Raw genomic sequence first — 19,968 nt, 5'->3', positions numbered from 1 at the left:
GCGGCAGGCAGGCCCGGGGCGCGAAGGAGACGACGGCGGAGGGGCACGCCGCGTGCCCGGAGCCGCCGGCCGGTCTCCGTCGAGCCGCCGGGATCACCGCACGCCCGTGGCGTACGGGCAGCGGCAGGTCTTCGGACTCGCGGGCACGCCTCGCGTACGAACGAGTCGTACGTGCGAGGCATCTACTGGCCGTCGCTTCCCGGGCTCGAGCGTGGGCCCAGTGCGTATGACGGCGGTCGTTCCCGCTCACCGCTGCGGGGCAGTCCCGGATTCCCACCGGGTTCCCTCTTACGACACGCCCGTCTGGCTGACGGGGTGAACCAGCTGCAGCGCCAGGGTAACCGCAACGAGGGCACGGCCTCGCGGGATGTGCCCCGAGTGCCCCACTCGCCCCGAAGGGATACGCCCGCACAAGGCCCCCCCGTCCCCTTCGGGCACTTCTGCCCCAACTCACCATTGGCCTATGGTTACTTGAGACCGCAGAGCGCGGTCGAAGGGAGATGCTCATGCCTACGCAGACCAGCCGCGCATCGCACAGCCTTCCTCGCTTCGAAGACGCAGAACCGCTCGGCCCGCAGGACGCGGAGTTCGCCCGGGAAATCAAGGCCGTGCTGGAGAAGCACGGAAACCTGGACCGGTTCGGCCTGGTCCTGTTACACGACCACTTCTCGGTCGACAGCGACGAAGTGCTCGTCGAGACGAACGATCCGCAGGCCCGCACGCTCCACGTCGAGGTGGAGAAGAAGGGAGAGACCACGCACGCCCAGCCGTCGCAGTGGCGGTTCGTGGCCGACTCCGAGAAGACGTCCACCGCGCAGAGCGACAGCACTCCCTACGAGCCGCTGATGCTGTGCCTGACACTTGCCTGCGAGGACCGCTGAGGTCGGGCGACCCAGGCTGATCCGCCCGCGCGCAAGCCGTCAGGGCGTCGGCGATGGCGGGCCGCCAAGCCGTACTGCGGCCGCCCGGCGATGCTTGATGTTGACGGCCGAAGCCTTGGCCAGCACCACGGGATTCAAGAAGCGCAGCGGACCGATCAGGCGGGAGGCAAAGAGATACATGTGCCGCGCCACCGACTCGTCGCGCGCTGCCGCCGCATACACCAGCCGCTCCAAGGGATTGAACGGGCGTGCCGTGGCGAAGTCGGCGGCCAGGTACTGGTGACCGCGCAGCCGGCGCCGGTGTCTGCGGGCGTACACCACGAGCGACCTGTCGAGGTCACCCCGACCGCTCGCGGCCAAGGCGACCGCCTCTGCCAGCCATTGCGCGGACTGCAGGGCCCACCCGCATCCCACCCCCCACAGGGGATCGCCGGTCAGGGCGGCGTCGCCGATCAGCGCGACGCCCGGTGCGGTCGGCTTGCGGCTGTGAAGCGGGTAGTTGACGGCGCCGGTGATCTTCGTGATGCGCTCGGCGGAGTCGATGGGCGGTGCCTCGGGCAGGGCGCGGACGAATGCGGAGAAGCTGCCCTCCAGGTCTTCCCGGAAGGCCGGCAGCCGCTTCTTGTCCGGGAGCACCGCGAGGACCGTCACCCCGTCGTCGTTCGGAAACGCGTACGCCATGTCGGGCTCGAGGAACCAGACGTGACCGATCCCGCCGGGCAGCGGAAGATTGCGGAAGTGCGCGAGATAGCCGAACCGCGCGTTCTCGTACAGCCGAGCCGGTACCCCGGCGAACTTCGCCACGGCCGAGTCCTTGCCATCGGCGCCGACCACCAGGCGGGCCCGGATCTCGCGCTCGCCCTGTGGTGTCGCCGTGCGCACCCCCACGGTGCGCCCGGCTTCCCGGACCAGCCCGGTCACACGGTGACCGAGGAGCAGATCGACGCCAGGGGTCTCGGCCGCATGGGACCTGAGCAACGGGTCGAGGGTGCTGCGCCGAATGTTGTACGCGTACGGTAGCTCGGGGCCCGTCGGCGCGGCCCTCGGCTCGATCCATCCCCAGCGGGTGTACCAGCGGGCCTCGTTGCGGACGGCTCCCGCCTTCTCGAGAGCGGGGATGACGCCGAGTTCGTCCAGCACCGGGTACGCGTTGGCCGTGATGGAGTGGGTGCACAGCGCCTTGTACGCTTCGGGGTCCGCGCGGCGTTCCAGCAGTGCGACGCGGACACCGCGCCGGGCGAGCAGGATCGCCGCGGCGCTGCCGGCGAGGCTGGCTCCGCTGATGACGACGTCGTAGTCGTATCCCGCGCTCTCAGGCTTGGTCATGCGCTGATCGCCCCCTTCGGGGTGTGGTGCGGTTCGTGGGAGTCGTGCAGTGCCACTGCTGTCAGGAACATGATCGATTGTCAAGGGTTATGGATCGGGTGATGGGTGATCTGGCTGCGGTGGCCTCCGCCGTGCGTTCGGCATCCCCGCCCCTACACCCTTCAACGGGGTTCCTGCGCCGTGCAGTTCAGCGAACGGCGGTGGCCGTGATGGGGTCGGTGCATGGCGCGCAGCGTGCGGTGGGCGAGGGCGCGGAGGTGGTCGAGGACGTCCGGGAAGCCGAGAGGCAGTTGCTGGAAAGGGGCGCCACCAAGCCCGGCCACCAGCCCGGCGGACAGTGCGGTGACCGGCCGCGGGCCCGGCCGTAATTCGGTTGCCCTGGCCATGGGTCAACGCTGCACTGTGGCCAGACACCACGCGTCGTGGTGCCGGCATTTCGAGGAGGCAGCGGCAGCAATGGAGATCCGTCCCACGACCGACCAGGACCTTGACGTCTTCGTCGGCACACTCCATGCCGCGTTCGGGCGCTTCCCGGAATCCCCGACCGAGGGCGGCGGGCTCTGGTGGTCGGCGCTCGAAATGGACCGCTGCCTGCTCGCCCTGACGGCGGACGGGCGGCCCGTCGGCACCGCCGGTGCGTACTCCTTCGAGCTCACCCTGCCCGGTGAGATCCTCGCCCCGGCCGGCGGGGTGACCGCCGTCGGCGTCATACCCTCGCACCGACGCCAGGGCGTGCTCAGCGCGATGATGCGGCATCAGCTCGCCGAGTTGCGGGCCCGCGGGGAGTTCCTCTCCGTACTGCTGGCCTCCGAGGCCCCGATCTACGGCAGGTTCGGCTACGGACCTGCGACCTACACGCAGCAGCTGACGGTGCCACGCCACCAGGCCGCCCTTGCCGTCCCCCGGGCGCGCGGAACGGCCGACACCCCGGCGACCGGCCCGGACGGCGACTCGGACACCGGCTCGGTCGAGGTGCTGCGTCGTGCCGAGTGCGGCGAGATCCTGGAAGAGGTCTACGACCGGTACCGCCGCGCCCGGCCCGGCGCGCTGTCCCGGCCGCACCGCTGGTGGGCCTTGCGCGCGGGGCAGCCCCCGATATCGCCGGCGCCGCGCTACGTCGCCGTTCACCGGGACGCCGACGGCGTCCCGGACGGGTACGCCAGCTACTCGATCGGCGAGCCCCAGACCTTGACGGTCGACGAGACCATCGCCGCCGACGACGCGGTCTTCACGGCCCTGGCCCGGTTCGTACTCGGACACGACCTGGTCTCTCAGGTCGTGTTCAAGCACATCCCGCCCGAGCACCCGCTGCGCTGGCAGTTCGCGGACTTCCGCGCCGGCGAGGTGAGCGGCGACACCGACTGGCTCTGGGTGCGGCTGCTGGACGTCCCGCGTGCGCTGACCGCACGCGGCTGGTTCATGGACGGCGAGCTCGTCCTCGACGTCGAGGACCCGTTCCTCGGCGAGCACGGCCGCTACCTGCTGACCGTCCGGGACGGCAAGGCCGACTGCGTACCGACGGACCGGGAGCCCGACCTGTCCCTGGACGTGCGCGACCTGGGCTCCGTCTACCTCGGCGGCACCGCCCCGAGCACGCTCGTGCGCGCCGGACACATCCGGGCCCACCGCCCGGGCGCGGCCGCCCTCGCCGACGCCCTCTTCCGCGCCGAGCGCTCCCCGCACTGCCTGCACTGGTTCTGACCGCGCGCTCGCCGACCCTGCACACGTCTCGTCAGGCGCCGTCTTCCACTGGACCGGTCCCGGGGCGGTCAGGGCTTGAGCCGGTTGTGCTGCGGCTCGTTCAAGGCTCACTTCTGGGCGGGCGAGCGGTGGGAGTCTCGCCGCGGCCATGCCGACCCGCCGGTGCGGGCCGGGCGGGACGCCGTGCTGCCTGGGATATTCCGTGGCGGGCGAACGGCGGTGACCAACACGGCGAGCGCCGCAGCCGGGGCCAGTACCGCGAGGCTCAGCGCGACGCTTTCGGTCGGGTCCGCCCAGGACAGCACACCCGTATAGGCGGCACCGCTGGTCATCTGCAGGAAGAAGAACAGGCCGGAGGCACTGCGGGCGTTGGCTCCCACCGAGCGCAGCATGCCGGCCTGGCAGACGGGGAAGGCGGCGCCGATGCCTGTCATCGCTACGGCCATGGGCACGACGAGAACGAGAGGTTCGCGCGGGAACAGGTACGCGCCCAGGGTCATTGCCGCCGTCGCGGCCAGGGACACGAGGCCGGAGACGAGCAGTATCCGCTCCAGCCTGTGGCGCTGATGCATTCTCCGGGCGGTCCTGCTCCCCACGATGTATCCGGCGACCACGAGCGCGTAGAGGAGACTGAAGACCGTTGATGTGGTGCCGAGGCGCACCTGGAGGGTGTGGCTGGAGAAGGTGGTGAACGTGAAGTACACGCACCACGCCAGGCAGATCGCTGCGGTGAACCACCAGTACTGGGGCCTGGCGAGGACCTGCCGCAGCCCTGGTCCGTTGTCGGCGGTCCGGGCCTCCGAATGGGGCAGGGTGCGCCGGGCGACGAGGAACGTACCGGCGCTGAGCAGGCCGAGCCCCAGCATGATCGGCCTCCATGACAGGTGGTCGACCAGCAGCCCGACGACGGGGGGTGTGAGCGCGGGGGTGAGGGCGATGGCTGTGGACAACCCCGTGAGTGCCGCCAGCCTCTGGCGTTCCGGAAGGGCTTCTTGCACGTAGACCCGGGCGAGGACGGTGCCTGCGCCGCCACCGAACGCCTGCAGTACCCGGGCGGCGGTCAGTGTGCGGACATCCGGCGCGGCCGCCACCGCCACCGACGCCACGATGTGCAGTACCAAGGCAGCTAGCTGCACCGTGCGGGGACCCGTTCGCGCGGCCAGCATCCCGGCCGCGGCCATGGCCAGGGCGTACCCGGCCATGTACAGCACGAGACTGCGGTCGATGGCCGCGGGCGACGTCGCGAGGTCCCCGGCGATGTGCGGCACGGCGGGTACGAACGCCGCCAGCGTCGCCTGCGGCACGACGACCAGCAGGATGAGACAGGTGCGCAGGGTGGACCGGTCGGGGACCGCATCGGGGTTCACAGCAGCACTCCGGCGCGGGTGGGAAGACGGGAGGCGACCCGCTCCGCGACCCGGCCCGCCTGGGTGGCCGCGTACTCCATCGAGCTGGTGTGGAAGTGCACGCCGGACGAGAGGTCTCCGACGATGTGCAACCGGGGGATCGGCACCCCGCAGGCATCGAGCACCTCGTTGGTGTCGGGGTCGACGTCCAGTCCGCCGAGCGGGTGCGGGCGGGCGAATCCGCTGCGGGTGAGCGTCTCGACCAGGGTGCCGGGGCGGGCGGCGCTCACGTCGATGCCCCGTCCCGTCGCGTTGACCACCACGTCGTAGCGCCGTTCCTGTCCGCCGCGGTAGAGCGCCCGGAAGTGGCGGTCTTCGGCGCGGACGTCGAGGATGCCGGCGCGGAACGAGAGTCTTCCGGAGTCGGCCAGTGCCAGCAGCCGCCGGGCGTTGACGGGAGGCATCGGACTTCGCAGGCAGGTGAAGACCCGGCTGTAGTGCCGCGTGAACGCCTTGCCGCTCGCCGGGTCCAGGGCTCTCCAGAGCCGCGAGTACCAGGGGGTCAGCGCGACGATGCAGCGCTGTACGGCAGCCGCGGGGCCTGGTTCGCCGAGCCGGGTGCGAAGCAGCTCGTCGCCGCCGGTCCGGGCCAGGAAGGGGCGAAGCGCTTCCCGCAGGGTCGTACCCCGGCGCGACAGCTCTCCGTCGAGAAGCCCGGCAAGGTCTTTCAGGCTGATGGTCTCCCGCTGGGCGAGCATGCGCCGGACGTCCTCGACGAGTTCCCGGGCGCAGTCGCCCGCCCCGAGGTCGCAGCGCACATCCGGCAACGCACCGCTGCGCGAGCCAAGTGTGACGCGCACTCCGTCCGTTCTGCGCCCCAGCTCCAGGGCCACGTCGATCGCCGTCAGTCCGGAGCCGAGCACCAGCACCTCACCGCCGTGCGGTACGGCATGCGCACTCTGCTGCACGGGATAGGGCTGGTGGAGGTAGCCCGGCGCGCCGGACAGCCGGTACACGTCACGTGCGGGCAGCGATCCCAGGCAAAGGATCACGTCATCCACCCAGCGCGGGGCGGACCTCTCGGGACCGACCGCGCACCGTTCCGCGGTGGGCTGCACCTCGCGCACCGGCTCTCGGACGACCTCCACGGAACCGCCGAGGTTGCCTAAGTCACGGCAGGCCGTGGCGAACACGTCTGCCAGATATCTGCCGAAACTCGATCGCGGTGCGAACAGGGCGCTTCCGGCATCGGTGCGGGCGGTCGCCGGCCCGTGCTGCCCGAGCCAACGCCGGAAGTGACCGCGGTCCCCGTAGTCCACCGACATCGCGGAGACCGGCCGGTTGAGCAGAGCGCTGTCGGTGTCGTCCCGGTAGGCGAAGCCCGGCCCGCACGGCCCGTCCGGTTCGAACACCACGACGTCGGGAGCTTCCACAACGGACTCGGCCGAGATCTGCTTCACGAGGGCGACCAGGAACGCCGTAGCCGAAGCGCCGCCACCGATCACGGCGATCCGCCGCCGCTGATGCGGGGCGCTTCCGGCTGGTGCAGGACAGGGCACTGTGGACTGCGCGGAAATCACGTTCTCTCCTTTGGACTCGTCAGGGCATGCCTGGTCTCGGTGGCTCCACCTCGCGGAAGAACCACGGGAGTTGTTGAGGTGGGGGCCTCATGACGTGGGTGGCCGGAGCCGGCGAGCAGGGGTACATCGACGTGCGAACCCTTGCCCGCCGCGCTCAGTCCCCAGCGGCGGTCTCCGAACTGGGCGCAGGGAGTGCCGGGCTTGAAGCCTGCGGTCAGGAGTAGCCGCGAGATCGGCCAACTCACCATGCAGGGAGGTCGCTTACGCCTGCGGCCACGAACCCGCCCATCCCCGCCGACATCACGCGACATAAGCCGCTTCGACGCACCCAGACGGACATCACCATCGTCCCCCCGCCCACAATCGTGAAGGTTCTATGAAGAACTTGTGCGCAAGAAGGTAAGCGCACCCCCAACCGCCCACAAGCCCCGCGGATGACACTCATGGAGCAAAAACGGCGAATCGCTTCACGGGGTCGAGTGACGCCCGTCACTCTGCGGCGAGGTTGTACACCTTCAAGCCGTATCCCACGTGGGAATGCGCCAGCCGGGTTCCGAAAGCCTCACTCGCCCCACAGACATGGCCGGCGGGATGAGGGCGGCAGTTTCCCCCTCAGGCAAGTACCGCCCGCGAGATGATGGGGAGCGTGATCACCTTCACACTCATCCCGGGTGCCTGCCACGGCGGTTGGTACTTCGAGCCGCTTGCGAAAGAGCTGCGGCGGCACGGGCACGCGGCCCACTGCGTGACCCTGTCCGGTATCGGCGATGCCGGAATGGTCGTCAGGGGAGCCGCCGACCGGGTCCCTGAGCGGATCGACTCGGTGGACTACGTGGACGCGTTCCTGCCCGGCGACGGAGACTCCGCGTGGAGCCTGACCACCGACGCCCAGCGCCAGTGGTACATCGAGGGCGCCTCGGCCGACGGCATCGGCATCGAGCCGTTCGCGTTCCTGGACCCACGGACCACCCCGCACCCCCTGGCCGGCATGGTCCAGCGGCTTCGGCTCACCGGTTCCCAAAGCGGCTTCCGCCGACGGGACTAGGTGTTCGCGGCCCAGTTCCCCGACACCCCCTTCCCTCGACGGGGTGCAGCACGAGCGAGGGCCTTCCTCCGACCCGTCGGAGGAAGGCCCTGGTGCCGCATCAGGCAACGTTCGCCCGATTCACCAGGTGAAGCAGCGCAGGGCGGTGAGCCGGGCCTCTACCAGGGCACCGGCTGATCCTGGTAGTTGAGGAATTTCAGGCCCGGTTCGCCGCCGTGGCGGTCGATCGTGTCCACGACGCCCGGGACGGACTGGCCGATGGTCAGAGGTGCGTCCGGTCCGCCGAGTTCGGTGCGGACGTGGCCGGGGCAGATGAGCAGCAGGGTGTGCGTGGCGTCGGCGTACCGGGCGGCGTAGCTGCGCATCAGCTGGTTCAGGGCGGACTTGCTGGCGCGGTAGACGTCGTGACCGCCGTTGGTGTTCAGGCCGAGGCTGCCTTGGCGCGAGGACATGACGCCGATGGTCCCGGTCGGCGCGACCAGCGAGCGGAAGGACTCGACCACGCGCATCGGGCTGAGCGCATTGGTGACCATGACCTCGGCGAACATCTCCGTCGGGACCTCGCCGACGGGAATGTTGCCCCGCGTGATGGCGGCGTTGACGAACAGCAGGTCGAGGGTGCGCTCCGCCAGGCGTTCGCGCAGCGCGGCGATCTCCTCCGGCTCCGTCATGTCCAGCGACTCGACGGTGACGCGGCCGTCCGATGCCTCGGCCAGGTCGTGCAGGCCGGTGCGCCGATCGCCCCGGACCGTCCCGATGACGTCCCAACCCCGCTGCGCGTACGCGGTGGCCAGACCGAGCCCGAGGGACCGGGACGCCCCGACGATGAGGGCGGTCCCGGCGCTCACGCCTGGACCGCCGGCTTGAGGACCTGCTCACACCACGCGCGGAAGGTCGTCGGGCTCGCGGTCCCCGGAGTGCGCCGCACCCCGTCGTCGAGGCCCTCGTCCTTGGCCCGCATCATGTCGAGGTAGCCCTGCACGAGCGCGTCCCCGATGCCGTGTCCGGCCAGTGAGGTGCGGAATGCGTCGAGCGTCTGCCGCTCGTAGCGGATCGGGCGGCCGAGCACCTCGGACATGATGCGCGCCAGGTCGTTCGGCGAAAGGTCCTCGGGGCCCAGCACCGGGACCTCGCCCGTCCCCGTCCACGAGCGGTCGAGCAGCAGGCCGGCGGCGGCCGCGGCGATGTCCCGGGTGGCGGCCGTCGGTGCCTTGCGGTCGGCGGTGACGGTGCCGGTGAACACGCCGTCGTCGCGGATCGAAGCCGCCTGCCACAGCAGGTTGTCGATGAACGTCGGGTTGGCGAGCGCCCGGTAGGCCACGCCCGTGCTCGCGATGAGGTCGTCCATGGCCAGCGACGCCGTCACGTGCCCGGCGCGGCCGGCGACGGGGGTGCCCCGGCCGAGCGCCGAGACGCCGACGACGTGTCCGACTCCGTGGGTCGTGAACGCCTTCGCGGCGGCGCCGGTGAACCCGGAGTACATGGCGTCCAGGCTCGGCGCCTGCGGGTTCGGGGGGACCAGCCAGAAGACGGCGTCCGCACCGGCGAAGGCCCGGTCGACGACCTCCGCGTCGCCGTGCGAGCCGGTGACGACGTCGACGCGCGCGCGGACCGCGCCGGGAAGTCTCCCGGGGTCACGCACGATGACGCGCAGCTCTTCGCCGCGTGTGTGGCTCTCGCCGAGGAGGATCTCCAGGAGCCGGCTGCCGATCTGGCCGGTGGGAGCGGTAATGACGATCATGCGTCAAGTCTTGGGGCGGCCATCCGCGGCGTCCAATACCCTTTCCGGCAATTGATACCTTCAGGGCATGGATCTCGATCTGCGCAAGCTCCGCTACTTCGCCACGGTGGCCGAGCACCGGCATTTCGGCCGCGCGGCGAAGCAGCTCTACATCACCCAGCCGGTTCTCAGCCGTCAGATCAGGTCCCTGGAACAGGAGTTGGGGTGCACGCTGTTCGTGCGGAGCACCCGCAGCGTGGAGCTGACCGCCGCCGGGAAACAGCTCTACGAGGAGGCGCAGCAGATCCTCCCGTCGGTCACCGCGGCGGTGGGGCGCGTGCACGACGTCGGTCAGGGCGTCCAACGGCTCGTGGTCGCCTTCTCCCCCGGGCTCCATGTGTCGGATGCGATCCGGGCGTTCGCCTCGCGCCACCCGGACGTCGAGACCGACGTCGTCCCGGCACGCTGGTGGGAGCAGGACCGGCCGCTCCGGGACGGCCGTGCCCAGGTCGGTTACCTGCGGCGGCCGTTCGACGACGCGGGCTTGCGCATCATTCCCATCGGCCACGAGCCCAGGGTCGCCTGCATGCCCGCGGCACACCCGCTGGCATGCCGTCAGGAACTCACCTCCGCGGACCTCGACGGCGAGCGGATGCTCGACATACCAAAGCGGCGGACGTCGACGCTTGAAGAGAAGTTCGAGCTCATCGCCTCCGGGCACGGCATCGCGCTCATCCCGCTGAGCGTCGCGCGGTCCTACTCCCGCCCCGACCTCGCCCACCTCCCCGTCACAGACGCCCCAGGGATCGAGAGCTGCCTGGCCGTTGCGGCGGACCGGCACGAGAAGCTGCTACGCGACTTCCTGGAGATCGCCACCGCGACACTGCGGCAGACCTGAGCGGTCAGCGCGCGAGGCCACGGCCGGCCGAACCTTCGACGTGGTCACCCGCCGTCCGGTGCGTGAGAATCCGCCGCAGTCACGTGCCCGGCGGATCCCCTCTGCCGCTCTGCTGCCATCAGAGCCGCATAGACGATGAGCGACACCCCGAGCCCGACGGCCCACCCGTAGTCCGCGAGCGGTTTGAGGGACGGGATCAGTCCGTCGGCCGGGAACGGCCCGGCCTTGTTCCCCTTCGCGTCGAGCGTCGAGTAGGACCCGCCGACGGCCAGCACACCCCCGGCCGCGAACGCGACGACGGCGCGCCAGTTCCACCCACCGCCGTACCAGTACCTTCCCTCCGCCACGTACAGGTCGGCGAGGTGCAGCACGGTCCGCCGGATGATCCAGTAGTCGGCGATCAGGATCCCGGCCACCGTGCCGAGCAGCCCGCCGACGACGCCGAGCCACGTGAAGATGTACAGCTCGGGCGTGGACGTCAGCTTCCATGGCATGACCAGCACACCGACGATGCCCGTGATGATCGCGCCGGTACGGAAGGTGATGACCTTCGGCGCGAGATTCGCAAGGTCGTAGGCAGGGGAGACGACGTTGGCCGCGATGTTCACGGAGATCGTCGCCACGAAGACGGTGACGAGTGCGAAGAGCAGGCCGAACACGTTGTCCGTCTTGCCTGCCAGCTCGACCGGGTCCCAGATCGCCGCCCCGTACACCTTCTCCGAACCGGCCGTCACCAGCACCGACATGAGGGCGAAGGCGGTCATGGTGGTCGGCAGGCCGAGGGTCTGGCCCCAGACCTGCGCCCGCTGGCCCTTCCCGAAGCGGGTGAAGTCAGGAATGTTCAACGACAAGGTCGACCAGAAGCCGATCATGCCCATGAGCCCCGGGAAGAACACCTTCCAGAAGTCCGCACCCCACCCCACCTTCGACGGCTCGTGCAGCAACGGGCCGAAGCCGCCCGCCTTGTTCGCGATCCAGACCAGCAGCACGACGGCGCCGACGAGCACGAACGGCGCCGCCCAGTTCTCGAAGCGGCGCAGGGTGTCCATCCCCCGGTGGATGACGGCCAGTTCGAGCGCCCAGAAGATGACGAAGCACAGCCAGAGCGTCCACGGGTAGCCGCCGATCTTCCCCGCGTCGGCCCACCCCCCGAAGATCTTCCCCAGCAGTACGAAGATGCCCTGGCCGCCGATCCACGTCTGGATGCCGAACCAGCAGCAGGCCACCGCGGCCCGCACCATGGCGGGCAGGTTCGCGCCGCGGATGCCGAACGAAGCCCGGGCCAGGACCGGGAAGGGTATGCCGTACTTCGGTCCGGCATGGCCCGTGAGCAGCATCGGCAGCAGCACGATCACATTGGCGAGGGCGATCGTGAGGACCGCCTGCTTCCAGTCCATGCCGAGCGCGACCAGCCCGGAGGCCAGGGTCCAGGACGGGATGCAGTGGGCCATGCCGATCCACAGGGCGACGAAGTTGTATGTGGTCCAGCGGCGTTCGGCGAGCGGGACGGGACGCAGGTCCTCATTGGCGTAGCGGCTGCCGGAAGGACAGACATCGGCGGTCAGCTCGACGCCGGCGCCTTCGGCCGGTATCGGAGACGAGGACGGGGAGGGGAGGGCGTCGGTCATGGGCAGTCCGTTCGATGAGGGACCGGTGAAGGGCCGGTGCGCAGGCCCTACGGGGGACGCGGGAGCTTGGCCGTGCGGGTGCCGTGAACTGCCGTGCGGGAGAGGCTGGTTGAAGAGGGTGGTGCCGAGGGGGCCGGTAACGCGCCGGTCATGAGGTCAGTGCGGGGATGACGTGCCGGCCGTACTCGTCGATGACCTTCTCCTTCGCGTCGTGCATCGCATACACCGCGAACTGGTCGACACCCAGCGCCCGCAGCGCACGCAGCCTTTCGACATGCGCCGACACCGGGCCGATCAGACAGAACCGGTCCACGATCCCGTCCGGTACGAACTTCGTGTCCGGGTTCCCGGAGCGGCCGTGGTGCGCATAGTCGTACCCCTCACGCGCCTTGATGTAATCCGTCAGCTGCTGCGGCACCACGCCGGAGTCGGCGCCGTACTTCTCCACCAGGTCGGCCACGTGGTTGCCGACCATCCCGCCGAACCACCGGCACTGCTCACGCGCGTGGGCGAGGGCCTCGGGGGAGTCGTCCTGCGTGACGTACGCGGGCGCGGCGACACAGATCTTGACGTCGTCCACCGAGCGTCCGGCGGCCACCGCCGCGTCCCGTACCGCCTTCACCATCCACTCCGTCAGGAACGGGTCCGCGAGCTGGAGGATGAAGCCGTCGGCCTCCTCACCGGCCATCTTCAGCGCCTTGGGGCCGTACGCCGCCATCCATACCGGAAGCTCGGCCCCCTCCCGTACCCACGGGAACCTGACCACCGTGCCGCCGAGATCCGCCTCGTCGCCGCGGCCGAGCGCCCGGATCACCTTGATCGCCCCGCTGATCCGCGCGAGCGTGTTCGGCTTACGGCCCGCCACACGCATCGCGGAGTCCCCGCGGCCGATGCCGCACACGGTCCGGTTGCCGTACATGTCGTTCAGCGTGGCGAAGGTGGAGGCCGTGACCTCCCACGTCCGTGTGCCCGGGTTGGTCACTATCGGGCCGACGGTCAGGCGGTCCGTCTCCGCGAGGATGCGGCTGTAGATGACGAACGGCTCCTGCCACAGCACGCACGAGTCGAACGTCCACCCGTGCGTGAAGCCGGCATCCTCCGCACGCTTCATCAACTCCACGACCGCGGAGGCGGGCGGGTCGGTCTGCAGGACGAGTCCGAAGTCCATGGTTGGTGTACGCCCCTTACTGATCGAGTACGAATCGGCGCGTCCGCAGCACGCGACGTGCAGGTCCGGCTGGTGCAGGTACTGATCCGGCTAGTGCAGGTACTGACAGGTGCCGCGCGGGATGTACGCGCCGTGCCCGGCCCGGCCCGTGAACTCCCGGTCGGTGAGGACGAATTCGCCGCGCGACAGGACCGTCTCCACCCGTCCGGTCAGGCGCTTGCCCTCGTAGGCCGAGTAGTCGACGTTCATGTGGTGGGTGGCCGCCGAAAGGGTCTGTTCGGCGTGCGGGTCGTAGATCACGATGTCGGCGTCGGCGCCCGGCGCGATCGTGCCCTTCTTCGGATACAGGCCGAACATCCGGGCCGGTGTCGCGCAGGCGATCTCGATCCAGCGGCGGCGCGAGATCTGTCCGTCGACGACGGCCTGGTGGAGCAGGTCCATGCGGTTCTCGACGCCGGGCAGCCCGTTCGGGATCTTGGAGAAGTCGCCGCGGCCCAGCTCCTTCTGCCCCGAGAAGCAGAACGGGCAGTGGTCCGTCGACACCACCTGGAGCTCGTTGGTGCGCAGGCCGCGCCAGAGCGCGGCCTGGTGCTCCTTCGGGCGAAGTGGCGTACTGCAGACGTACTTTGCGCCCTCGAAGTCGGGCTCGGCGAGGTTGTCCGCCGACAGGAACAGGTACTGCGGGCACGTCTCGCCGAAGACCGGCAGACCCTCGTGGCGGGCGCGCGCCAGCTCGGCGACGGCTTCCTGTGCCGACACGTGCACGACGTACAGCGGCGCCCCGGCGACCTGGGCCAGCTTGATCGCGCGATGCGTCGCCTCCGCCTCCAGGAGCGCCTTCCTGACCTCGCCGTGATACCGCGGGTCGGTCTCGCCTCGCTCCAGCGCCTGCTTCACCAGCACATCGATCGCGATGCCGTTCTCGGCGTGCATCATGATCAGGCCGCCGTTCTCGCCGGCTCGCTGCATGGCACGCAGGATCTGGCCGTCGTCGGAGTAGAAGACCCCCGGATATGCCATGAACAGTTTGAACGAGCTCACGCCTTCGGCGACAAGGCCGTCCATTTCCTTGAGCGTCGCATCGTTGACGTCAGACACGATCATGTGGAACGCGTAGTCGATGGCGCACTGGGCGTCGGACTTGGCGTACCAGGCATCCAGGCCCTGGCGCAGCGAATGGCCGCGGGTCTGGACGGCGAAGTCGATGATGGTGGTGGTGCCGCCCCAGGCGGCGGCGCGGGTGCCGGTCTCGAAGGTGTCCGAGGCGAAGGTGCCACCGAACGGCAACTCCATGTGCGTGTGCGCATCGACCCCGCCCGGGATGACGTATTTGCCGGTGGCGTCGATGGTGCGGTCGGCCGACCGGCTCCAGCTCTCCGCATGGGGGCTCCCGTGTGCGGCGAGGGCCGCGATCCGTCCTTCCTCCACCAGGACATCGGTGTGCATCTCGTCGGCGGCGGTGATCACCAGTCCGCCTCGGATGACCGTACGGCTCACCATCGCTGCTCCCTACCTGACGCCACGTCATAGCTGGTCTACACCCGTAGATACCGGTCGAGAAGGAGACACCGTAGAAGCATGTCACCCACCGTGGCAATACCGTGACCGTTGATCATGGGCGACGGCCGTGTTGCGCCGACGATCAGCTGGACGGTTGAACGCCGGGCGCGATCGGAGCGCGGCACACCGCTTGTGGGGGACCGGCCCGGGAGGGATGCGGGGGCGCCGCGGCGGGCAGAACGAGGACGCCGGAACGGGACGCGGGCGGCGGGGCGCACGACCCGTCAGGAAGGGGGGCGGCCGGGACGACGGACCTAGGGCGACACACGCCCACAGGCAGCCGACCTCACGCAGGACACCGAAACCCGGACACCGGAACGGGACACGGGCACCGGACACCACAACAGGACACGGATCAGGACGCGGAATACGACACGGACCAGGACACGAAACAGGACATCAGAAAGGCGACACGTCATGGAGCAGAGCACGCCGTGGGAGTTCTCCGACGACCGCGGGCGCCTGGCGGTGGCCGGGAACCGACCATTGAAGATCGTCACCTACATACAGGCGGGCGCCACGCTGTGGGACCACGGCATCCGCCCCGTGGGGCTCTTCGGGTCCCAGCACGACGGCCCCGCGCCCGACCCGTCCAAGGCCGGTGAGCTGCCGCTGGCGGAGATCCCGTTTCTGGGGTCGGGCGGCACGCTGCACCCGGACGCGCTGCTGGAGGCCGGGCCGGACCTCGTGGTCGCCGTCACGTACGACGGCGAGCAGATTTACGGGCTCGAGCCGAAGACCGCGCTGGAACTGGAGGCGCATGTCCCGGTGGCGGCCATCGCGGTGGGTCCCGGGCGCGGGCTCGCCGAGGTACGGGAACGGTTCGCGGCGCTCGCCGGTTCGCTGGGGAAGGGTGAACCGCTGGGCGCGGCACGGGAGTTGGACGCCGCGGAGGACGTACTGCGGCAGGTGACCGGGGGGCCGGTGCGGCCCCGGGTGCTGGCGCTGTCGCCCGGTGGCCGTGAGCGGGTCCATCTGGCCCGGCCCAATGCCTGGCCGGATCTGCGGGCGCTGTCCGAGCACGGCGTCGACCTGCTGGAGCCGGCCGCCGGATCGGGCGCCAACTGGTCCACGGTGGGCTGGGCGGAGGCCGCCGGCATGCGCCCGGACATCGTGCTGTCGGACGAACGGGCCAACGCCGCCCGGCCCGCGCAGCTGCGGGCCGACGAGCACTGGCGCGCCCTGGAGGCCGTGGCGCGGCTGCTGCCGTGGAACCCTGAGGCCCCGTGCAGCCGCCGCGCGCACACCCGCTTCTTCACGCTGGTGGCGGACGCCGTACGGGAGGTGGTGACGGGACGTTAGCGCACCGCACCTGCGGGCCCCGGGAACCGGAACCCCCCACTCCCGGAGCCCACCACGGACGGCCTCAATCTGCCGTGGACGAGCGGGAGTTGATCTGCTGGGACAAAGGGGCAGGCCACCGCAGTCGCCCACCCCTCCACACGGTCCCGCTACGAACCCACCAGCCTCCCCTGCGCCGCCCGCAGCGCCTCGGCGAGCAGCTCCGCCCCCTCCTCCGCCTCCGCGACGGTGAGCGTCATCGGGGGTGCGATCCGCAGCGTGGCGCCGCCGTGACCGCCCTTGCCCACCAGCAGACCCCGTTCCCGGGCGGCCTCGATGGCCAGGGACGCGGCCTCGGCGGAGGGCTCGTCCGTACCGGGGCGCACCAGCTCGACGCCGATCATCAGGCCGCGGCCGCGCACCTCGCGTACCACCTCGAGTCCGGCCGAGATCGCCCGCAGCCGCTCGATGAGCAGGCCGCCGACGCGCCGGGCGTTGCCCTGGAGGTCGTGTTCGAGGAGGTAGGTGAGATTGGCGAGGCCGGCGGCCATGGTGACGGGGCTGCCGCCGAAGGTGGAAATGGAGTTCGCGGACAGGGAGTTCATCACGTCCGCGCGGGCGACGACGCCGCCGACGGACATGCCGTTGCCGATGCCCTTGGCGAAGGTGAGCAGGTCCGGCGGGCCGTTGTCGGCGTGCGCCTGCCAGCCCCAGAAGTGGTCTCCCGTGCGGCCCCAGCCGGTCTGCACCTCGTCGCTGATCCAGAGGATGCCCTCGCGGGCGAGAACCTCACGGAAGGCGGCGTAGAGGCCGTCCGGGGGCGCGGTGAAGCCGCCGACCCCCTGGACCGGTTCGGCGATCAGCGCCGCGACGCCGCCCGCGGTCTGCTGGAGCACGTCCTCGAGGTCGGCGACGCAGGCCTTGATGTAGTCGGCGTCGGAGAGACGGGCGTACGGGCCGCGGCTGCGCACCCCGCCGTGTACGTACAGCGTCTGGAGGGGCGAGAGGCTGGTGGGCGACCAGCTCTGGTTGCCGGTGATGCCGACGGCGGAGAAGGACCGGCCGTGGTAGCTGTTGCGCATCGCCAGGACCTGGTTGGAGCGGCGGTAGGACGTGGCCAGCAGCAGGGCCGTGTCGGTGGCTTCGGTACCGGAGGTGGTGAAGAAGACCCGGGCGTCGGGGATTCCGGAGAGTGCCGCGATCCGCTCGGCCAGTTCCACCATGGGGCGGGAGAGGTAGAGCGTGGAGGTGTGGATGATGCGGCCGGCCTGTTCGCCGACCGCCTTGGTCACCTCGGGCAGTGCGTGGGCGGTCATGGTGGTGAGGATGCCGCCGAAGAAGTCGAGGTAGCGGTTGCCCTCGGCGTCCCAGACGTAGCGGCCCTCGCCGTGGGTGAGTTCGAGCGGCCGGTCGTAGTAGAGGCTCAGCCAGGACGGCAGGACGGCGCGGTGGCGGGCGTACAGGCCCGCGGAGTCGTGAGTCACGGCTGCACCAGCCCCCCGTACGCGTCGGGGCGGCGGTCCCGGTAGAACGCCCACTGCTGCCGGACCTCGTCGATCAGCCCGAAGTCGAGGTCGCGGACGACGAGTTCCTCCTCCTTGTCGCTGGCGACCTCGCCGACGAACTGACCGCGCGGGTCGACGAAGTAGCTGGTCCCGTAGAAGTCGTTGTCGCCGTACTCCTCCACCCCGACGCGGTTGATCGCCGCGATGAAGTACTCGTTGGCGACGGCGGCCGCGGGCTGCTCCAGCTGCCAGAGGTAGCCGGACAGGCCGCGGGAGGTGGCGGAGGGGTTGTAGACCAGCTGGGCGCCGTTGAGACCGAGCTGCCGCCAGCCTTCGGGGAAGTGGCGGTCGTAGCAGATGTAGACGCCGACCTTCCCGACGGCCGTGTCGAAGACCGGCCAGCCCATGTTCCCCGGCTTGAAGTAGTACTTCTCCCAGAAGCCCTTGACCTGCGGGATGTGGTGCTTGCGGTAGATGCCCAGGAGGGAGCCGTCGGCGTCGATGACGACCGCGGTGTTGTAGTAGAAGCCGGACTGCTCGATCTCGAAGATCGGGACGACGATGACCATGCCGGTCTCGCGGGCGAGCGCCTGCATCCGGCGTACGGTCGGGCCGTCGGGCGCGGACTCGGCCCAGCGGTAGTGCTCCGGCTCCTGGACCTGGCAGAAGTACGGGGCGTTGAAGACCTCTTGGAAGCCGATGATCTTCGCGCCCTGGGCGGCCGCCGCTCTGGCGTGCTCCTCATGCTTCGCGATCATCGATTCGGTGTCGCCGGTCCAGGTCGCCTGGACCAGTGCGGCACGCACAACATCGGCCATGAGCTGCTCCTTTGTCGATGCGTCAGCCTGCAGCCCACGCGGGATCTGCGCCGCGATCTACGCGTGTGGAGGTGACCGTAAGCCCCGTCACGCACGGTGGCAAGACCATCTCTCAGCGCGGCGCGTCCACGGAGCGCTCAGCGGTGGGCGACGCGGAGGGCATGGGCGATATCGCTGTGCCGGTGCGGGGAGACGCGTTCGGCGGCCGCCAGCAGCAGTGGGCCGAGGGTGTCCGGCGCCACGGCCTCCGCCGCGGCGGCCTCGTCCGGCGTACGGGACCGCACGAGCGCGGCCAGCAGCTCCAGCGCCTGCGCGGTGCGGTCCCGCTCGAGCAGCGCCAGCGCGGCCTGCGCCACCTCGCCGACGGGGCGGGACACGCACTGCCGCAGCAGCTGGATGCCGTCCTCCGTACGGCCCGCGGCGGCCAGCGCATCGGCCGCCGCGGCGAGCCCCGCGGGCGGCAGGCAGGCCGCTTCCCAGAGCAGGGTGGGGACGTCGGAGGCGAGTCCGGCGCGCTCCAACTCCTCGATGAGGAAGGGGAGTTCCTGTGCGGGACGGCTGGCGGCGGCGCAGAGTTCGGCGTACACGAGGCCGCCGTCGGTGGTGGCGCGGAGGTGGGCCAGACGGGCGACGGCGGTGGCGGCGGCGCGGCGGGCCTCGGCGACGGCCGGGGCCGGCGCGGGGTGGGCGCGGCCGTCCGCCGGCTCGACGTCGCCCATCGGGTCCTGGCCGTACGCTCCGGCGAAGCGGGCGCCGCGCGGGGCGGCGGGTGCGGGAGCCGGGGCGCTCTCGTACTCCTCGGCCGCCGGCTCGACCTGCCACTCCGCTTCCGTATCACCCTCCGTCTCTTCCTCCGTCTCTTCCTCCGGCACTTCCTCCGGCACTTCCAGCCCGGCGAAGCGGGCGCCGCGCGGGCGGGCAGGGGGCTTGGCCCGACGCCTGGAGCGCATCTTCCCCTGGCGCCTGCCCTCGTTCCGCCCCAGCGCCTCCAGCCGGGCGCGGAGCTCGCCGACCCGGGCGCCCGCGCGCAGATGGTCGTCGCGCGCCCAGGCCAGGTCCTCGGCCTGCCGGTCCGCCTCCCGGGGGCCCGCCACGGCCAGGGCCGCCTCCAGCTCACGGACACGGAATGCGGTGCGCCGCTCCTCGCGCAGCATCACCTGCAGCCGCTCCTGGAGCGCGGGGCGGCCGCCCGGCCGCGCGTCGTGGACGGCCACCGCCTGCGCGTGCAGCTGGCGGGCCCGTGCGCTCGCGGTGGTCACCGCATGCTCGCCGGGCAGCTCAGAGAGGTCGTACAGCAGGGACTCCACCACGTCCCAGGGCGGTACGTCCCGCCCCTCCAGGCACGCCCGCAGCCCCTCGGGATCGCGCCGGGCGAAGACGCCGTACCACCCCGCGGAGGGATTGAGCCGCTGGGTGAGGCAGACCAGGAAGTACGCGAACTCTTGGACTGGATCCCGGAGTTGAGTTCCCGACATGGACTGAGCAGCTCCCCCTCGGCCGGACTTGCCCCC

General features: G+C 70.7%; 17 protein-coding genes and 1 riboswitch. Of the genes, 5 read left to right on the top strand and 12 right to left on the bottom strand.

Annotated elements, in window-relative coordinates; genetic code table 11:
* Window positions 1-105: 105 nt before the first annotated feature.
* A riboswitch (cobalamin riboswitch) is annotated at window positions 106-341 on the bottom strand.
* Between the two features lie 165 nt (window positions 342-506).
* Entirely contained in the window at window positions 507-881 is a 375-nt protein-coding gene (locus ADL29_RS14595; RefSeq protein ID WP_046925263.1) for a hypothetical protein, read from the top strand.
* A gap of 39 nt (window positions 882-920) precedes the next feature.
* Here the strand turns inward: ADL29_RS14595 and ADL29_RS14590 are convergent, their stop codons facing one another.
* A complete protein-coding gene (locus ADL29_RS14590) occupies window positions 921-2,207 on the bottom strand; it encodes an NAD(P)/FAD-dependent oxidoreductase (RefSeq protein ID WP_053924092.1) in 1,287 nt (428 codons plus the stop codon).
* Between the two features lie 161 nt (window positions 2,208-2,368).
* Window positions 2,369-2,593 carry a hypothetical protein gene (locus ADL29_RS43485; protein ID WP_157878493.1) on the bottom strand — a complete coding sequence of 75 codons (225 nt, stop codon included), beginning with the start codon at window positions 2,591-2,593 and terminating at the stop codon, window positions 2,369-2,371.
* A gap of 70 nt (window positions 2,594-2,663) precedes the next feature.
* On the opposite strand from ADL29_RS43485, the gene ADL29_RS14585 reads away from it, so the two are divergent.
* A complete protein-coding gene (locus tag ADL29_RS14585; protein WP_053924091.1) occupies window positions 2,664-3,908 on the top strand; it encodes a GNAT family N-acetyltransferase in 1,245 nt (414 codons plus the stop codon).
* A 107-nt stretch (window positions 3,909-4,015) separates the two neighbouring features.
* On the opposite strand, the gene ADL29_RS43480 is transcribed toward ADL29_RS14585, so the two are convergent.
* Complete coding sequence (locus ADL29_RS43480) at window positions 4,016-5,275, bottom strand: MFS transporter (protein WP_053924090.1); 1,260 nt, start codon at window positions 5,273-5,275, stop codon at window positions 4,016-4,018.
* Complete coding sequence (locus ADL29_RS14575) at window positions 5,272-6,834, bottom strand: FAD/NAD(P)-binding protein (protein ID WP_078970999.1); 1,563 nt, start codon at window positions 6,832-6,834, stop codon at window positions 5,272-5,274. Before ADL29_RS14575 ends, ADL29_RS43480 begins: the two co-directional genes overlap by 4 nt.
* Before the next feature lie 646 nt (window positions 6,835-7,480).
* On the opposite strand from ADL29_RS14575, the gene ADL29_RS14570 reads away from it, so the two are divergent.
* Complete coding sequence (locus ADL29_RS14570) at window positions 7,481-7,879, top strand: hypothetical protein (RefSeq protein ID WP_053924088.1); 399 nt, start codon at window positions 7,481-7,483, stop codon at window positions 7,877-7,879.
* 158 nt (window positions 7,880-8,037) lie between these two features.
* Here ADL29_RS14570 and ADL29_RS14565 read toward each other — a convergent pair whose 3' ends face one another.
* Window positions 8,038-8,727 (bottom strand): SDR family oxidoreductase, encoded by a 690-nt coding sequence (locus ADL29_RS14565; protein ID WP_053924087.1) that lies wholly within the window; start codon window positions 8,725-8,727, stop codon window positions 8,038-8,040.
* The gene (locus ADL29_RS14560; protein ID WP_053924086.1) at window positions 8,724-9,620 is read right to left on the bottom strand and encodes an NAD(P)H-binding protein; all 897 of its coding nucleotides are present in this window, start codon (window positions 9,618-9,620) and stop codon (window positions 8,724-8,726) included. Before ADL29_RS14560 ends, ADL29_RS14565 begins: the two co-directional genes overlap by 4 nt.
* 67 nt (window positions 9,621-9,687) lie before the next feature.
* On the opposite strand from ADL29_RS14560, the gene ADL29_RS14555 reads away from it, so the two are divergent.
* Window positions 9,688-10,497 (top strand): LysR family transcriptional regulator, encoded by an 810-nt coding sequence (locus ADL29_RS14555; protein WP_053924085.1) that lies wholly within the window; start codon window positions 9,688-9,690, stop codon window positions 10,495-10,497.
* Window positions 10,498-10,541: 44 nt separating this feature from the next.
* Here ADL29_RS14555 and ADL29_RS14550 read toward each other — a convergent pair whose 3' ends face one another.
* The 3 genes from ADL29_RS14550 to hydA form a co-directional block, all read right to left on the bottom strand.
* The gene (locus tag ADL29_RS14550) at window positions 10,542-12,125 is read right to left on the bottom strand and encodes an NCS1 family nucleobase:cation symporter-1 (protein WP_053924084.1); all 1,584 of its coding nucleotides are present in this window, start codon (window positions 12,123-12,125) and stop codon (window positions 10,542-10,544) included.
* A 148-nt stretch (window positions 12,126-12,273) separates the two neighbouring features.
* A complete protein-coding gene (locus ADL29_RS14545) occupies window positions 12,274-13,293 on the bottom strand; it encodes a TIGR03842 family LLM class F420-dependent oxidoreductase (RefSeq protein ID WP_053924083.1) in 1,020 nt (339 codons plus the stop codon).
* 90 nt (window positions 13,294-13,383) lie between these two features.
* Window positions 13,384-14,793: a dihydropyrimidinase gene (gene hydA / locus ADL29_RS14540; protein WP_053924082.1), complete on the bottom strand. Its 1,410-nt coding sequence runs from the start codon at window positions 14,791-14,793 to the stop codon at window positions 13,384-13,386.
* 477 nt (window positions 14,794-15,270) lie between these two features.
* On the opposite strand from hydA, the gene ADL29_RS14535 reads away from it, so the two are divergent.
* Window positions 15,271-16,155 (top strand): substrate-binding domain-containing protein, encoded by an 885-nt coding sequence (locus ADL29_RS14535; RefSeq protein WP_053924081.1) that lies wholly within the window; start codon window positions 15,271-15,273, stop codon window positions 16,153-16,155.
* Window positions 16,156-16,304: 149 nt separating this feature from the next.
* Here ADL29_RS14535 and ADL29_RS14530 read toward each other — a convergent pair whose 3' ends face one another.
* The 3 genes from ADL29_RS14530 to ADL29_RS14520 all read right to left on the bottom strand — a co-directional run bounded on the left by ADL29_RS14530 (window position 16,305) and on the right by ADL29_RS14520 (window position 19,932).
* Window positions 16,305-17,618, bottom strand: coding sequence for an aspartate aminotransferase family protein (locus ADL29_RS14530; RefSeq protein WP_053924080.1), 1,314 nt, complete (start codon window positions 17,616-17,618; stop codon window positions 16,305-16,307).
* Window positions 17,615-18,457 (bottom strand): nitrilase-related carbon-nitrogen hydrolase, encoded by an 843-nt coding sequence (locus ADL29_RS14525; protein WP_053924079.1) that lies wholly within the window; start codon window positions 18,455-18,457, stop codon window positions 17,615-17,617. The genes ADL29_RS14530 and ADL29_RS14525 overlap by 4 nt, the downstream gene beginning before the upstream one ends.
* A gap of 137 nt (window positions 18,458-18,594) precedes the next feature.
* A complete protein-coding gene (locus ADL29_RS14520) occupies window positions 18,595-19,932 on the bottom strand; it encodes a hypothetical protein (protein WP_053924078.1) in 1,338 nt (445 codons plus the stop codon).
* Window positions 19,933-19,968 lie beyond the last annotated feature (36 nt).

The sequence above is a fragment of the Streptomyces chattanoogensis genome (assembly GCF_001294335.1).
GTDB classification, from domain to species: domain Bacteria; phylum Actinomycetota; class Actinomycetes; order Streptomycetales; family Streptomycetaceae; genus Streptomyces; species Streptomyces chattanoogensis.
This window is presented reverse-complemented; position numbering and strand designations above follow the sequence as displayed.

What these genes read in the sequence shown, in the direction of transcription:
- ADL29_RS14595 (WP_046925263.1), top strand. Translation starts at nt 507, where the DNA reads ATGCCTACGCAGACCAGCCGCGCATCGCACAGCCTTCCTCGCTTCGAA.
- ADL29_RS14545 (WP_053924083.1), bottom strand. Translation starts at nt 13,293, where the DNA reads ATGGACTTCGGACTCGTCCTGCAGACCGACCCGCCCGCCTCCGCGGTC.
- ADL29_RS14555 (WP_053924085.1), top strand. Translation starts at nt 9,688, where the DNA reads ATGGATCTCGATCTGCGCAAGCTCCGCTACTTCGCCACGGTGGCCGAG.
- ADL29_RS14535 (WP_053924081.1), top strand. Translation starts at nt 15,271, where the DNA reads ATGGAGCAGAGCACGCCGTGGGAGTTCTCCGACGACCGCGGGCGCCTG.
- ADL29_RS14560 (WP_053924086.1), bottom strand. Translation starts at nt 9,620, where the DNA reads ATGATCGTCATTACCGCTCCCACCGGCCAGATCGGCAGCCGGCTCCTG.
- ADL29_RS14590 (WP_053924092.1), bottom strand. Translation starts at nt 2,207, where the DNA reads ATGACCAAGCCTGAGAGCGCGGGATACGACTACGACGTCGTCATCAGC.
- hydA (WP_053924082.1), bottom strand. Translation starts at nt 14,793, where the DNA reads ATGGTGAGCCGTACGGTCATCCGAGGCGGACTGGTGATCACCGCCGCC.
- ADL29_RS14550 (WP_053924084.1), bottom strand. Translation starts at nt 12,125, where the DNA reads ATGACCGACGCCCTCCCCTCCCCGTCCTCGTCTCCGATACCGGCCGAA.
- ADL29_RS14585 (WP_053924091.1), top strand. Translation starts at nt 2,664, where the DNA reads ATGGAGATCCGTCCCACGACCGACCAGGACCTTGACGTCTTCGTCGGC.
- ADL29_RS14525 (WP_053924079.1), bottom strand. Translation starts at nt 18,457, where the DNA reads ATGGCCGATGTTGTGCGTGCCGCACTGGTCCAGGCGACCTGGACCGGC.
- ADL29_RS43485 (WP_157878493.1), bottom strand. Translation starts at nt 2,593, where the DNA reads ATGGCCAGGGCAACCGAATTACGGCCGGGCCCGCGGCCGGTCACCGCA.
- ADL29_RS14520 (WP_053924078.1), bottom strand. Translation starts at nt 19,932, where the DNA reads ATGTCGGGAACTCAACTCCGGGATCCAGTCCAAGAGTTCGCGTACTTC.